This window comes from Nostoc sp. (genome assembly GCF_036916575.1).
Classification (GTDB): domain Bacteria; phylum Cyanobacteriota; class Cyanobacteriia; order Cyanobacteriales; family Nostocaceae; genus Nostoc.
In genome coordinates, this window is record NZ_JBALGC010000143.1 from 104,764 (window position 1) to 120,108 (window position 15,345).

Sequence of the window (15,345 nt, forward strand, 5' to 3'; positions counted from 1 at the left end):
TTTAGTCGTTAGTTACTTTTGTAATAAGTCTATTTTTTGCTAGCCAATATCCTCCAGAAGATATTAATAACAACGGTGTCAACCAATCACCCCAATGCACATATAAAGTTTGCGTCTGTCGGCGATAAATGGTTTCAGCATGAGTTTCGTAGGTATTATATCCAGACATCCACAAAGTTCTGCCGTGAGGATCTACAAAGGCTGAATATCCTGTATTAGTTGCCCGTGCTGACCATCGATCAGTTTCAATTGCCCGCATTATATCCTGTGCATGATGCTGGAATGGCATAGCCGCAGTGTAATGGGCATCGTTAGAAGAACTGAGGATAAATTGCCCACCCATAGCGGCTTGACGACGAAATTGCTCAGGAAAAGCAGATTCGTAACATATACTAGCGATCGCCCGACCAAAAGGGGTATCAAATAGCTGATTTGCTGAACCAGGAACTTGGTGTGCATCCAAAGGCGACAAGCGCTGAACTATCCTGCCTAAAATTTTTTCAAAAGGAATATATTCTCCCAGAGGTACTAATTTAGCTTTATCGTAGCGGCTAACAATTTCACCTTTACTGTTGAAAGTAAATAAACTAATTGTATAACTCTCTCCCCGTTCCCCAAAAGCTCCAATCCAAGCAACTACGCCTTTTTCTTTTACGGCTGCGACTAAGGCAGTTGCCATCAAGTTACGCTGGAAAATAGGTAAGGCTCCTTCTGGGGTGAGGACTGCATCTACACCTTGGTCGGCTAAAGTTATATACCCACTGGTGTAATTTTCTTGAGCGCGACGAAACCCTTCGGAACTCCGTAAAAGTCGGTTCGGGATATTACCCTGAACAATCCCCACTTTCAAGGCTGCTTCTGGGGGTTGGGCGATGGGACGGCTATATAAGATAAAACCGATGAGATGTAAGGTAATTAATAGTCCTGTGGCGGTAGCTAAGTATTTATTAACGAACTGCAGAGGCGCAAAGGACACAGAAGAAATCTTGGTGTCTTCTCTACGAGACGCTATGCGAAGGCGGTTTATATATGCTTCAGCAATTAACCCGTTCACAGCAACGATCGCTGCTGTCACAGTATTAGGGCCAGAGAGTTGCCCTAGATGTACAATTGTAAGATTGTGCGGGCTTTGTGTGTAAGCAAGAGAACTCCACCACAAAGGCCCGGCACTCCATAGACTCTCTAAGCTGCACCAGACAGCTGTACCAATCAGTATACGTAGCCACGGTTTTTGCTCGCTCAGGCGAACCATTACAGCCGCCCAAATAGCAACAAATACCCCTCCCAATACAGTGATAAATCCCCAGCAAAAAACGGTGATTGCCAAACTTGGCAACCAAGGAACGCCTAACCAAGTCATCGGATGAATTCCGGTAATCCAAAATAGGGCGACACCGTGATAACCAATACCCCAGAGGAAAGCAGGGGGGAATTGGTTTTTGCCTTTGGCTGAAGTGACAACTAGCACCCATAAGGGAATTAGAGCAATCCAAGCCAAGAACCATGCGCCGACAGGGGCGACAGTCAGCCCCATTAAAATGCCGCTAGCTAAGGCAATTAAGTAAGGGAGTGAGGAAGTTAACCTCTCCCCCTGCTTTTTATTCAGCTTCTTCTGCATCGCCAGCATCAGGTGGAACTATTGCCACTCCGGTAATGGCGTCGTCTTCGTCTAAACGCTGCACTCTGACTCCAGTTGCCGATCGCGATTGGATAGAAATCGCATTTACCGCTTGACGGATGATAATACCGCGATTTGTCACCATCATCATTTCATCATCATCATTGTTGACAATGCGTAGGGTTGCCAACTTGTCTTTGTTTTTGCGGTTTTTGAATTTGGTTGCCATTAAACCCTGACCGGCACGGTTTTGCAGGCGGAACTGGCCAACTGGTACGCGCTTACCATATCCTCCCATTGTAATTACTAACACCCAAGGGCCAACAATACCATTACTAGACACTTCTGTGGACTCTTCATTAGTTTCGGTAATTTCGATATCTTCTGTTTCAATTGTTTCGATATCTTCAATTTCGGCTTCTGTAACTATATCCAAAGTTTCCAGAATTGCTGCGGGGAGAATATCCATACCCACAAGTTCATCTTTATTTTTGAGTTTCATGGCTTTCACCCCACGAGTCGCCCTACTTAAAGGACGCAGTTGTTCGTGGTTGCACCGGAAATTAATCGCCATCCCGTTACGAGAACCAATGATTACACTGTCCTCTACTCTAGCGCGTCGTACCCACCGGAGTTGGTCGCCTTCTTCTAAGGAAATGGCAATTAAGCCATTGGCGCGAATGTGACTAAAGGCTGCCAATTCGGTTTTCTTGATATTCCCGCCCTTGGTGAGCATGACCAGATATTCTTCGTTGCTAAACTCATCAACGGGTACAATTGAGGTGATTTTTTCCTCTTTGGGAATCGGTAGCATTTGGACAATAGGTGTCCCGCGACTGGTACGCGAACTCACGGGAATTTGATAGGCTTTCAAACAGTAGACGACGCCCCGTTCACTAAAGAATAAAATACTGTCGTGATCGCAGCAAGTCAAGAAATGCTCAACGGTGTCATCATCTTTCACCTTGGCTGCAGCTTTACCTCTGGTTGCACGGCTTTGCGCTTCAAAGGTGTTAACTGGCATCCGTTTAATGTAACCTTGTTCTGTAAGCAAAATTATCGCTTTTTCATTGGCAATTAGGTCACGATCTTCTAATTCCCCTTCCCCTGGTAAAATCACTGTGCGGCGGGGTGTGGCAAAGCTAGTTTTCAGTTGCCCGACTTCAGTTTCAATGATTTCTAGCACTCTCTCCCGGCGTGCCAAAATATCTTGCAAATCGGTAATTTTCGCCTGCAATTCCTCGTGTTCCAAACGAATTTTGTCTGCTTCTAAGGCAGTCAACCGCCGCAATTGCATCTGCAAAATCGCATCTGCTTGCACTTCCGAAAGCCCGTAAGTTGTGATTAATTCACCTTTAGCTGTGGGCGCATCGGGAGCATGGCGAATCAAAACAATAATCGGATCTAAATGGGACAGCGCAATTAATAACCCTTGCAGGAGATGGTCGCGTTCCTCAGCTTTCCGCAGTTCGTAGCGGGTGCGTCTAGCAATAGATTCGATCCGGAAATCCAAGAATACAGTTAAGAACTGCTTGAGGGTGAGTACTTGGGGTTCGCTATTCACCAACGCCAGCATGTTAGCTCCAAAGTTAGCTTGCAGTGGCGTTTGCTTGTAGAGATTGTTCAGAACGACGCGGGGATAAGCATCACGCTTGAGTTCGATCACAATCCGCATCCCGTCGCGATCGCTTTCATCACGAATATCTGCGATGCCCTCTAGACGCTTCTCGTTCACCATTTCGGCGATTTTTTCAATCAGCGCCGCTTTGTTGGTTTGATAGGGCAATTCAGTGATAATAATTGCTTCTCTATCTGGGCGTCCTCGCTGTTCAACGGTTTCAATGTTAGCTACACCACGCATGGTGATGGAACCACGCCCGGTGGTATAAGCTTCTCGAATGGCAGATGTCCCCAAAATCTGCGCCCCAGTCGGAAAGTCTGGGCCGTGCACATACTGCATTAATTCGAGATCGGTGATTTCTGGATTGTGGATCACTGCTACCAAAGCATCAATCAATTCGCCCAAATTGTGCGGCGGAATGTTAGTTGCCATGCCCACGGCAATCCCAGAGGAACCGTTGAGCAACAACTGGGGAATCCGCGATGGTAGCACTGTCGGTTCTTGCTGGGAACCGTCGAAGTTATCGGCGAAGTCTACGGTTTCATACTCGATGTCATGCAGTAGACCGGCACTAGTTAAAGCTTGCAAGCGGCATTCTGTGTATCGCATTGCCGCAGGCGGATCGTTATCTACTGAACCAAAGTTACCATGTCCGTCTACTAAGGGCGATCGCATGGAAAAATCCTGCGCCATCCGCACCAAGGCATCATACACTGCCGTGTCGCCGTGGGGGTGATATTTACCCAGCACTTCCCCCACCACACGGGCGCATTTCTTAAACGGGCGATCATGGAGCAGACCTAGCTCGTGCATTGCGTAGAGAATGCGACGATGCACAGGTTTTAGACCATCCCTGGCATCTGGCAGCGCCCGACCCACTATCACGCTCATGGCGTATTCCAGATAAGATTGCGACATTTCGTTTCGCAAGTCTGTCGGGATAATCCTCTCCTGTGAGGTTGTCATAACCTAAAAATCTCCAAAAATCGTAGATTTTAGCTTTTATCTTCAACAAAGCGCAAAATTATTCTAAATTGCTCTTGAATAATTGCCATATTTTGATACAATCTTAACATATATTGCCTTTTTTTGCCGGGATAACTAACTCAAATATCTAATGATTAAAGGGTATAATAAATTACATTTGAGAGGCGATTAACTAATTAAATATAGCAATGAACTAAAAGCTTGCTTAGTGCAAATTGACCTAACTTGAAATATGACAGGGTAAATTTAAGAGAATAATCTAAATTGGCTTTATAAGCTCTTACTTTTATAACCGCTATTTCCCAAAAATTCTGAGGATCTGATGACTTTCCAACAACTAGAAATAGGTGACTACTTTCGGATACCTGGTATGAGTTACGGTTGCGTATATAGAAAAGCTAACAGTTCATATTGCAGCCTAAACGCTCTATTACAGCCAATCAGAGCAGAAACAAAAGTTACACCGCTTACTTTTGCAGAGATTACTAACTATTTTGCGCTCAAGCAAGAGTTTCTTCAAAGTCTCAGGTGATAAAGGTTTTACGTTTTGCTTAACACTTAAGCACAGGTTGGCTTTTTTTCGATGAGGCGATGCCTACGGTGGTCACTGACTTGTACTGACTTGTGCCGAGCAAAGCCGAGGTAGCGAAGTCGAAGTAGCCTGTCGTACCCCTACGGGGAAGCAAGCTACGCGCAGCATCTCGTAGAGAAGTGCGGCAAGCTACGCTTCCTGATTGAGTACAATTTCAAACGTTTGTGACAGTTCATCAGTCGAAAAGGAGTTTCACAGTTAGTATATCAAGATATTTTCACGTAAAGGAGAGCAAATTTTGGCAGCAGTCCGAGTCCGCCAGCATGTTAATCCACTTGGTAAAAAGTATCAAACACCAGCAAGTCCCCTTGACTTGGAAAAAATTTATGCCAAGCCAAATCAACCACTACATTTAGATATTGGCTGCGCTAAAGGACTGTTTTTGGTAAATATGGCCAAAATAGAACCCAACTGGAATTTTCTCGGCTTAGAAATTCGGGAACCGCTGGTGATGGAGGCGAATAAGTTACGTTCTGAGTTGGCTTTAACAAATCTGCATTACTTATTTTGCAATGTGAATAACTCATTGCGTAGCCAAAGCCCGCCGCAGGCATCGCTTTTATCTTCGCTTCCTCCAGGAAGTTTACAACGCGTTACAATTCAATTCCCCGATCCTTGGTTTAAAACCCGCCACGCTAAACGTCGTGTAGTCCAACCAGAACTAGTGGCAGAATTAGCTAATTATCTTGCGGTTGGTGGAGTTGTGTTTCTGCAATCAGATATGGAATTTGTCGCTGTGGAAATGCGCGATCGCTTTGCTGCTCACCCAGCTTATCAGAAAGTTGGTACAGAAGAATGGCTAGCTGAAAACCCGCTACCAGTCCCCACAGAACGGGAAATAGGTACGCAAAAAAAGGGTGAACCTGTTTATCGGGCTTTATTTGTCAAGCAAGAAGCTGTGAATAAGGGGTAATGACGGTATGAGCATCTAGCACTATAAACGCCAAATTTTGCTTGACATATTGACATTTTATAAATCATAAGTAAGTGAGCGGGAAAATTTCCAAATATGTAACGAAATATAAATTCAGTAGATACCTCACAAATACGTTATTTCACTGTTTTTACAAAACTAAACATATGTCGGTTTTATCGTGCCTACCTACTTATAATCTCTGAGGAGTTTATTATGTGGAGTATATTTTCATTAGACATTGCCTGCCAGTTGGCAATAATTTTTGGACATAAATATTATAGTTAATGACTATAATTACTCGAAATATTCAATTTATATAGGATGCAAGAGTATATGGCTTGATTAACTGATATATGCCTCTCCCCAAAAATAGGATAAGGATATTTAAAAACTTGTTTTTTAGTGACATAAAAGTTTTATTTATGTCTAATTGAGAGTCTTAAAAATAGAGTTAATAGCTTTCCTTTTTCCTATAATGAGGACATATTTAGGCAACTTAATTCAGTGTTTAAGCCTAAAAATGTCAAGATTTAGAGGAAAATTAACATGGAAAGAAAATATCAGAGTCAACTTGAAATTAACGATCTAATCAGAAGAATTTCCAATAATTACTGCCAAAATAGTGCATTTGCAAGACGAGCAACCATTTAAAATCCTTAAAAAGCCCATTCCATAATACTTTTGACTTTTGACTTTTGACTTCCGCCTTGCGGTACTAGCCCTTTTTGTCCCCCCACAAGCGTAGGGACTTCCAGTTAAATAAAACATCACATCTCCGGAGCGCAAAGTCTTGCGCCCCTACAAATGTACAAATAATTTTGAATAATTTATTTTTTGTCAGTCCTGTGTTAAGCCTGATGGTGGGAATTTTTCAAATTTTGCAACCACACTTGAAACAACGAGTCCATAATTTGTTCTCTGACTGCTTGATTCAATTCTATGGGAAACCACTTTTCCACTCTCAGAACGTGATACCCCACTTTTGTTTGCACAGGACCAATAATTTCACCTTCCTTAGCTTCGGTAAGGGGTTTGACGATTTCCGGTACTAGTTCTACTAAATAGCGAATTCCGACAAAGCCGCCATTTTCTTGCGACTGCTTACCCTTAGAATGTTCCAAAGCCAAAGCACAGAAAGAAGCTTGTCCTTCGCGTAGTATTTGCACGATTTTCCAAGCAGTTGCCAAGTCAGTAACCAGAATTTGCGATAGCGCCACCCGTCTGTAGTTGTCGCGGTTAGTAATATAAGCGCCATCCACTGTTGCACCGAACAGATGTTCTTTAAGCTTGTTCTCCAACAGTGCTACTTTAATTCCTTGCGACCACTCGTCTACACTAATACGCTGTTCATCCAGCCATGCACTAGTTTCTGCATTTCCCCATAACTTATGTTCCAAGCGAAAAGCATCGCCAGCGGCTTGCCATTCATCATCAGATATTTCAATTCCCAAGTGGTTACAGTTGGCTAAAACTAATGACTCACGTTCAGCAGCAATGGCAATTTCTGCAAACCTAGCAGAATGACGCAGATATGTCAGGATTTCTGCATCGGTTGCTGGATGGGCTTGTACGGGTTCGTTGGTTAAAACCTTGAGCGGTAAAGTTTGTTGTAATTGTTCTGTCATGGCTTGATGATATTTAAGTAATATTGTTTTCTATCTGCCAACAAGCAAACGTTCTCTAGGAATTTCGTGAGGTTTGATGCGGTTGCGATGTAAGTCACCGTAAAGGTTGAGGTAGTCGATTTCTTCAGGAGTAAGTTTGCCCTTTTGCATAGCCTGAATCGCTGCATCTACATGTTCACGAGTTTGCCAACCTGCTAAGGCAATATCTACAGAGTTTTGACTTAAAGAATAGCGATATAAATCTGGGACTGAAGGTTGCCAGCATCCAGTTGGTAGACCAACTGGGGGTTGCCAGAGGGCATTAAGCATACCTGATGACTTAAAGGTGACAATCCCTGGTCGATGGGGATCGTTGGCATCCAAATGAGGGAAAACCTTGCTTTGGGCTGTACGATGTGCCACGTTGTGCCTCACCATCACAACATCCAACAAGGGACTATTCAACCATTGTTTTGCTAGGTCATGGTCGTGAAAAGAAGCACCAATATAGCGCACTGCACCCATTTTTTTCAGCTTTTCGGATACGCCAAACACTCTTTCCATCTGGCGCTGACACACTGTATTGGGGCCACGGACATCGTCAGAGGCGCTAATGCATTTCTCAAAAGCAGGATGATTATGCTCATCAATCCAGCCCCAGAAAAACACATCAATGTAGTCAATACCCAGGTCGATAAATTGATCGAATAAATAGGTGGTTACTGTGTCTGGGGTTTTAATCATGTAACTGACAGTTGCCAGAACTACTTTCTCACGCATTAAGGAACCGCGTCCGCATAATTGGCGGAGCGCGGGACGCATGGAACTATAAAGATATTGATGTAAGTCGCTGGAGTAGAAAAAAAAGTTGATGCCTTGGTCGAAGGCGTAAAGGGTATCTTCACTGGAGATGTGGCCCCCACCTCCCAGTCCTAAACAACTAACAGTTAAGTCAGTCCGCCCAAGTTTGCGGTAAAAAGGTAGATCTGATTGAGCAAATCTACTATTAGCAATAGCAAGTTCCTCAGCAGCTGTTAACTGCGGCTGAAAATCAGGAGTTTGAATATCAGGAACAAGATTAGTAATTTTCATGACTTTAAGGCTGGGTAAATATCCTCAGACTTGGCATTGAGGTAAGGACGTTGTAGGTCAATTTCCAGTGCAGAGAATTGTGCCAAAATCGATGCCATCCGACTTTCTGGCGAATTCTCCTCTTGCTCCCAAGCTTCTATCAAACCATTGGTTACAATTTGACAGCGATTCATCCCAAAGCTCTCTTTTTCGCCAAATTTTTGGTCTGGTTCTTCAGCGATCGCCAACCCTGGTGCGATAAATTTAGTAAATAAAGGCACTTCTGGACTAAAATGGGATTGGTGTTCAGCATACACCTTTTCTAGTACTGGGTGGACAGCTTCATAGTTGTTTTTGTTAAAGTAAAGCACCGCTGAGTCATGACGCCCATAATCTGAAGGGTTGTATAACGCTTTAAAGTTGAAAGGCAGGGCGATGGCATTAAGTTGTGTAGTCAAGCTTTCCATGACTGCAACTGCACCATCAGTAGTTAAGTTGAAATAGACTCGTACTATATTTTTACCACTGTAAGAGCCTGCATTACTAACTGCCATGTAAAAACCGTTTTGCACCAAATTCTTGGGCAGTTTGATCGCAACTGGGTTCCCCACAGTTGTAGATTCGTCTTGCGGTTGTAAATGTTTACTGCGCTCAATACGCAGAGTCAAACCATCTTTGTGTACTGCTAAAGCGCCATCTGGCTCTTCTTTCACCACCAGCCAATTGGGACTAAAGTAGCCTTCACCCTTGTTACTTTCATGGAGGCGATCATAGAATGCCAAATCCAGACCTAAAAAGGTGTTATTTTCTAAATTTTGGTTAATTGCTAAATTTGTTGTCTCTCCATCAAGTGCCAAGACGCGTTTTAGGGAGCCATTGTAATAGATACCGTAGAGAAAACCACATAACTGTATTTTTCGATACTTGTGCTGTAAATCTAAGGGCAACTGCTGAAAGCGGGAGACTACCAACTCTGGCAATTCTAATGGTTTGTAATCTGGGTGGCTAATACAAAAGTTAGATTGGATATTAATATTATTAATGATGTCTTGCAGTGATGCATACAATGGCTCTGGAACAGTGTCTAGTTGAATTTTTCGCGAACCTAACAGTTGCATGAGGGCTTACCTATAAATAATAAAAAGTTAAGCTGGAGAGACGCTTGTGAGGGTTAGGTCTGATGCTTGTACACCAAAAATCGTCGGAATCGATTCTTCTGGACGGCATAACAAAGATTTAGCTACCTGAAGCATACATATACCCGTATTGCCAAAAGATTTTTGGTATTGAAGTGTTGACTGAATAACGTGAATCAAACTCAAACCTGAGAATTGCATAACTCGCCGCCAGAAATCAGGGCGACGCTCTAAAATTTCCGGAAAGCCAGCTGCATAAGCACTTGCCAAAGCAGAAAGGGAAGGTTGTATTTCTTCCAATGGAGTTGTCGCCATCCGCAAAGACTCATCGATACTTATTGCTTTACTGGTAATTAAACTACTTAACCAGATATGCAGGTAGCTGCCAATAAGCGAGCCTAAATCGAAGGCAGGATCTCCCCAACTAGAACGCTCCCAATCAATCAATCGCACCATGCTGTTGCCTACAGTTTCTTGCTCCCAATCATTAGATAATAGAATATTGTTTAGTTTAAGATCATTGTGTGTCAAACAACAAGGAGTTAAAGAAGAGCCTAGTTCTGCAATAGCTTGTCCTAAGCTGTCATAGCGCTGATAAAGGGCAAAAAATTTTAGTCCATCAGCAGGCACAGAGCCAAACACTTCTGGACCAATCACTCCTATATCTTTAACCAAATGGGGAATTGTCGCAACGGAATGATTCTCTTTATTTTGAGAGAAAAAGTCTTGATAGTCTTGACGGTCTAGAGTCAAGCGATGAATTCTGGCTAGAATAGTACCGATGGTAGTCGCGATCGTCTTGGGAAAGATACTCTCCTTGGCGTAAAAATCCATCAAATCACGATAGTTAACCAGGTAGTTGAAAACAATAATTGAATCCTCTGGATTAAAATTAATTCCCTCTGGAAGCCAAAAGCGCATCTGGCTTATTTCTGGGAACTTCTGTAAAAATTCCTGAATCCGCCATTCCCCTAAAAATTCACCAGCCGTTTTCCCTTCTCGATTGAGACGTTCTTGCTTAACAAGCAGTTTGCGCTCATTCGCTAAACTAACTAACAAGTTAAAGTTTTTGGCATATTTGTGTTCTATTTCACTTTGGGCTTGCTCTTCAGGAGTAGAGAGACTTTTATCTATCAGATAATTAAAAACATTTTGATAGCTTAATACAAATGTCATATTTTCAGCTTTGCCACATAAAAAATTGATATTTCTGGGACTGCTTATAATCCCTATAAGTCTTTGAACTACTTCATCTGAATTTTACCGTAAAAATTTACCCAGAATTTTTCAGTTTTTTCGTCAATCCCAACATTATTTTCTTAATTCAATATCTCCGATGAATCAAGTAACCAAAATCCAGGTAAATAATAGATAAGACTTTTTAGATATAATGTTAATATCTAAAAAGTCTTTGCATTACAGCTAGCTGTGGGAGAGTTTCTTTAGAAACGTAGTCAGATGGTTAGTTTCTAAAGTTAGACTTTCCCCTATACAAAAATTGTCATGAAAAACCGCGTATCACTTATATCCTAACCAGCGATACTCAAAGTTGCTACCGCAGTAAAACCGACGCTTTGGCTGATCTGACCGCCTGATGCTGAAGCTACTGTAGCTACTGAACCTACAGACTGGGTAAGTGCAGTGGCAACGGCAACACTAGCTCCCATGACGCCTTCCATATCTTGAGCATTTAGTTCATTTAGGAAGCTTTCGGAATCTTGGAACAATTCAGAACCAACGGGACGTAATTCAGAAATTTTAATGGAAGCCATGATATTTCTCCTTCAAAAAAAATAGTTTGAGCAACTTTCGTTAGAGGGTTAAACTTTGTTTTGTCTAATCTCTTGATTTCATTATTCTTGAATAAACCCTGAAAATCAAGCTTTCTAAGTCGCTTTGAGAGACACAACTAAAGCTTTTATGTCACGAAATTCCCATTTGACACGTTTTAATCTTTTAAAGATCCCCCTAACCTCACCCTTAGGAATGGGGATTATAACCCTCTTTTAGCCCCTTAAAAGGGGGTCGTCGCAGGCGAGGAATTTTAACCGAACCGTATTGGGAGAAAAGGGGTTGCCGTCGGCAACCCCTTTTATCTCCCTCATAATAATTATCATTATTAAATATCTGCTGTCTCTTGTTTTTTTGGAATAATTTATTCTTTGGAAGTCCCTTACATTAAAGAAATCAATGGTTCTATAATTACTTTTACAGACATTAGTGTAGGAGTTTTGTCCTTTAATGTTCTCTCTGAGGGACTACATCTCTGAGAGGTTGTTTGAAAAGTGGTTGGCTGGTACTTTAAGCACTTATTGATCTCCCCGAGCAAGTCTTAAAAAGGGGGTAGTTTCATACGAAAAAAGAAAAATACATAAGTCTTGATTTCTCGTTTTGTGTCCAGGCTTTTTCCCTCTCTCTAAACCTCTCCCCCACGGGGGGAGAGGCTTTGAAACCCAGTTTTAGTTTTTCTGTGCTTGTGTGAAACCACCCTGCCGAGCAAGTCTTAAAAAGGGAGAACCGGAATCAAAGTCCCCCAATTTATCGGGGAGCCACTGCACCCTTGCGCTCTGCCGACTTGTTCGCTCTTAGCGTTCCGGCTCTTTAGCACGTGGCATGGATTTAGAGGGATTTAGAGAGCCAGTCCACTAACTATATGTTGACAAAAACTCAAGTATGTGATTACAGGTAAAACACCTGTTTTGGGCTAAACATTATAAGTCCGGTTTTTGGCGATGTCTACGATGGGCTGTGACGCTCGGTCGCATAGCGTCTCCTAGAGAAGCAATCTTAAACCGCAAGCAAATTGTAACTCTTGGAGACGGTCCGCGTAGCTTGCTTCTCCGTAGGAGTACGTTTCACTGGCAATGATATATCATAAGTGATTTGCGGGACATGATATGAGAGGTTAAATAGACATCTGGTGAAAAAGAACGTAGAGACGTAGCACTGCTACGTCTCTACAAGGGTTTTTGATAATGCATATTTAATTTCTGGAGAGGTTAAATAAGTAGGCATCATCAACTGCGTACACCAGAACAGATGAAAATGAGGTAATTCCGATAGCATGATGTTTCACAGAGGTCGTGTCTAGTGTCTACCTAGTACAGCACGGCGTAAATAAGCAGACCATTGAAAAGCTCTTTAGAGCTTATTCCATAATACTTTTGACTTTTGACTTTTGACTTCCGCCTTGCGGTACTAGTGTGTAGTTATTCGTGAGAGCTTAAGGTAATTGCACTTTTATTAAGAGAGTGTGGAAAAAGGAATGTAACAAGTTTATCCGTTGCCAACAGAGTAGGACTTAAGGTTAGGCTTCGTACTTGTGCGTCACCCCAAAAAGGAGTGTATAACACTGTTGCCAACAGAGTAGGACTTAAGGTTAGGCTTCGGAATTACAGCCTAAGTAGTTAACAACATCAACTTTAGCGATTTGTTCCTTTAGCCATTCAGAAAACAAATTTGAAGCAATTTTTTGGTATAGGGCATTATCCAATTCCACTTGAATAATTTCCTCCACCAAAATCAGATGTACTCCCGAAGATGTCACTATAGGTTTGAGAAGTTGGGGAGGCTTGGCAGCAAAGACAGCAGCAGAAATTTCCGCCTTTAGATCTTTGCGATGCACTATCCCCTGATATCCCCCTTTGCGACGTAATTCCGTATCCTGGATGTATTTGTGAGCAATATCATAAAAACTCATCTCACCTTCCTTAATCGCATAAAAGAGTTCTATCGCCAAGTCTTCATCATCCAGAAAAACTTCATACATGACCACACCTGCATAATCTAGCTGGTGTTCCAAGAAATAGAGTTCAACTTTATCTGCAAACAGATGAGCGGCTAACTTCCCAGAAATGACGGTGGTGTAGACAATTTCTTCATAATCATCTATACAAAGACTATGTTTTTCCAACCACGCCCAGGTATCATCAGCACTATTGAGTTTGTTCATTAACCGGATTTGGTCTGCTGCTATCTGAAGTTCCTCTGTCTCTACTTTGAGACTCGCCTCAAATGCGGCGTTTTCTACAACCTTGCGAGTAACAATCCCCTCAACAAACTCAGGAATTTTGCAAGATAGCTTTACTTGAGAAAGAATATCTTCATTGGTAATAATAATAGTTTGTGACATGATGTTTTTCCTAAGTAGATAAACGACATTAAATGTTTTTCGCTGAGACGGGAGCTTTCCGTCCCCTTTCGTTACTTATAAGGTGATTAGGTTTAGGAATGTATAAGTACCGCGGCTCTACAATTTCACACCGCCCTGCTGCAACTTTTTAAATGGGTCAAGCAGAAAATCAATAATCCGACGCTGACGCACAATTACCTCAGCTGTCGCTGTATCCCCAGGATGCAAGGTAATACATTTATTACCTGAGGGAATACAATTTTGTTTTAGGGCAATTTCCAAGTCATAAGCTGCTACCTTCCCATTAGATGTTTCCACCTGTATGGTAGTAGGAGAAATCTCTAATAATTTTCCTTCCACTATTCCATAATCCTGAAATGGATAAGCATCAAACTTTAACTTGACTGGCAAACCTTTTCGCAAAAAACCACTCTCATTTGTCGCCATTTGCGCCCGAATTATTAAAGGCGAACCTTGGGGTGCAATCTCCGCAATCATAGTTCCTGGCTGCACTACAGACCCAGCCCGTTGTATCGGTAACTGAAACACTCTACCATTCACTGTGGCTCTTAACTCTCGTTGTCCTAACTGAAATTTTAAGGAGACAATCTGACTCATATTTTGAGCAATTTCTGCCTGAAGCGTAGTAATTTCTGTCTCCAGATTCTTCTGTTGTTCGTCGATTTTTAGCAGAGCTAGCTTGCTGGAACGAGTCAAGGTCTGATAACTTCTTTCCTGTTCTTTCAGTCGCAACTGTGCCTGTTCAATATCTGCATTTGCTTGCCGAATAGTCCGCTCATAACTACTCTGTTGTTCTCCCAAACGTAGTTTAGCTTGCTGAATATCTGATTTATTTTGTTCATATAACTGTTGCTTGTCTTTAGCTATGTCTTGCTTCTCCACAACATAAGTTTCTGAAATAACCCCTGACTGCCAAAGACTGCGATAGCGTTTAACTTCTCGCTCGCTACTCGCCAAAATACTGTTTATTAACTTATTAGCAGTTTGACTATGCTCAAGAGTTTGCCGTGCCTGATTGACTTGAGCCAATTTTTCATCTTTTTGTAAATCGTAGGAATTCTTAAGAACATTCAGATTCTGTAGCGCTTGATCAACTTGAGCCTGCTTTTCTAACTGTTGAGATTGATTTTGTTGCTGTTGCGTTGTCAAAGATACAACTAACTGACTTTTAAATGAATTTAACTGAGAAAGTCGATTTAATTGCCCCTCCAACTTATCCTGTACCTGCCGCAATTCCGCCTTAACTAATTCCGATTCCAATACCAGTAAAGTCTGTCCAGTTTTAACTGAATCACCTTCCTTTACACGAATTTCGGCAACAGTACCTGCCACAGCAGCATCCAGCCGAACCGTCTTTCCCTTTGGCTCAAGTCGCCCTCTTGCCGTCCCCGTTTCATCCACCTTAGATAGCATCGCCCAAGGTAAAATGATAGATACAAACACCACCAAAAAATATAGCAATCCCCTTGTCCAAACTTGGGGCAAGCTATCAAGTAAATCCTTGGTTGCGTCAGCCCAATCATCAGTTGATCTAGCTGGTGTTTGCTCACTTAAAATTTCCTTGGGCTGTTCTACCTCATAGATTTGGGTTTGAACCCTTCCATTCAATGTGTTTGGCATGATTTTTCCTGATAACAATTTGGGATT

The 15,345-nt window shown here is 42.3% G+C and carries 10 protein-coding genes; 1 reads left to right on the top strand and 9 read right to left on the bottom strand.

Translation table 11 applies throughout. The features are described from left to right. Position 1 precedes the first annotated feature (1 nt). Positions 2–1,618, bottom strand: coding sequence for an apolipoprotein N-acyltransferase (lnt, locus tag V7L29_RS32275; protein WP_334738048.1), 1,617 nt, complete (start codon positions 1,616–1,618; stop codon positions 2–4). Next, positions 1,599–4,205, bottom strand: a complete 2,607-nt coding sequence (gene gyrA, locus V7L29_RS32280) for a DNA topoisomerase (ATP-hydrolyzing) subunit A (RefSeq protein ID WP_334692668.1) — start codon at positions 4,203–4,205, stop codon at positions 1,599–1,601. The genes lnt and gyrA overlap by 20 nt, the downstream gene beginning before the upstream one ends. Positions 4,206–5,056: 851 nt before the next feature. On the opposite strand from gyrA, the gene trmB reads away from it, so the two are divergent. Then, positions 5,057–5,731, top strand: a complete 675-nt coding sequence (gene trmB, locus V7L29_RS32285; protein WP_334692667.1) for a tRNA (guanosine(46)-N7)-methyltransferase TrmB — start codon at positions 5,057–5,059, stop codon at positions 5,729–5,731. Positions 5,732–6,582: 851 nt separating this feature from the next. Here the strand turns inward: trmB and V7L29_RS32290 are convergent. The 7 genes from V7L29_RS32290 to V7L29_RS32320 all read right to left on the bottom strand — a co-directional run bounded on the left by V7L29_RS32290 (position 6,583) and on the right by V7L29_RS32320 (position 15,318). Then, positions 6,583–7,359 carry a peptidylprolyl isomerase gene (locus tag V7L29_RS32290; protein ID WP_334738049.1) on the bottom strand — a complete coding sequence of 259 codons (777 nt, stop codon included), beginning with the start codon at positions 7,357–7,359 and terminating at the stop codon, positions 6,583–6,585. Positions 7,360–7,389: 30 nt separating this feature from the next. Continuing rightward, positions 7,390–8,430 (bottom strand): aldo/keto reductase, encoded by a 1,041-nt coding sequence (locus V7L29_RS32295; RefSeq protein ID WP_334692662.1) that lies wholly within the window; start codon positions 8,428–8,430, stop codon positions 7,390–7,392. Next, the gene (locus V7L29_RS32300) at positions 8,427–9,527 is read right to left on the bottom strand and encodes a T3SS effector HopA1 family protein (protein ID WP_334692661.1); all 1,101 of its coding nucleotides are present in this window, start codon (positions 9,525–9,527) and stop codon (positions 8,427–8,429) included. Before V7L29_RS32300 ends, V7L29_RS32295 begins: the two co-directional genes overlap by 4 nt. 27 nt (positions 9,528–9,554) lie before the next feature. Then, positions 9,555–10,721, bottom strand: a complete 1,167-nt coding sequence (locus V7L29_RS32305) for a phosphotransferase (RefSeq protein ID WP_334738050.1) — start codon at positions 10,719–10,721, stop codon at positions 9,555–9,557. A gap of 353 nt (positions 10,722–11,074) precedes the next feature. Next, positions 11,075–11,317, bottom strand: a complete 243-nt coding sequence (locus V7L29_RS32310) for a hypothetical protein (RefSeq protein WP_334692659.1) — start codon at positions 11,315–11,317, stop codon at positions 11,075–11,077. Positions 11,318–12,924: 1,607 nt separating this feature from the next. Then, positions 12,925–13,677, bottom strand: a complete 753-nt coding sequence (locus tag V7L29_RS32315; protein ID WP_334692658.1) for a peptidylprolyl isomerase — start codon at positions 13,675–13,677, stop codon at positions 12,925–12,927. Positions 13,678–13,794: 117 nt separating this feature from the next. Continuing rightward, positions 13,795–15,318 carry an HlyD family efflux transporter periplasmic adaptor subunit gene (locus V7L29_RS32320; RefSeq protein WP_334692657.1) on the bottom strand — a complete coding sequence of 508 codons (1,524 nt, stop codon included), beginning with the start codon at positions 15,316–15,318 and terminating at the stop codon, positions 13,795–13,797. Between the last annotated feature and the right edge of the window lie 27 nt (positions 15,319–15,345).

Coding starts and splice junctions, on each gene's coding strand:
- lnt (WP_334738048.1), bottom strand. CDS start 1,618: ATGCAGAAGAAGCTGAATAAAAAGCAGGGGGAGAGGTTAACTTCCTCA.
- gyrA (WP_334692668.1), bottom strand. CDS start 4,205: ATGACAACCTCACAGGAGAGGATTATCCCGACAGACTTGCGAAACGAA.
- V7L29_RS32290 (WP_334738049.1), bottom strand. CDS start 7,359: ATGACAGAACAATTACAACAAACTTTACCGCTCAAGGTTTTAACCAAC.
- V7L29_RS32295 (WP_334692662.1), bottom strand. CDS start 8,430: ATGAAAATTACTAATCTTGTTCCTGATATTCAAACTCCTGATTTTCAG.
- V7L29_RS32300 (WP_334692661.1), bottom strand. CDS start 9,527: ATGCAACTGTTAGGTTCGCGAAAAATTCAACTAGACACTGTTCCAGAG.
- V7L29_RS32305 (WP_334738050.1), bottom strand. CDS start 10,721: ATGACATTTGTATTAAGCTATCAAAATGTTTTTAATTATCTGATAGAT.
- V7L29_RS32310 (WP_334692659.1), bottom strand. CDS start 11,317: ATGGCTTCCATTAAAATTTCTGAATTACGTCCCGTTGGTTCTGAATTG.
- V7L29_RS32315 (WP_334692658.1), bottom strand. CDS start 13,677: ATGTCACAAACTATTATTATTACCAATGAAGATATTCTTTCTCAAGTA.
- V7L29_RS32320 (WP_334692657.1), bottom strand. CDS start 15,318: ATGCCAAACACATTGAATGGAAGGGTTCAAACCCAAATCTATGAGGTA.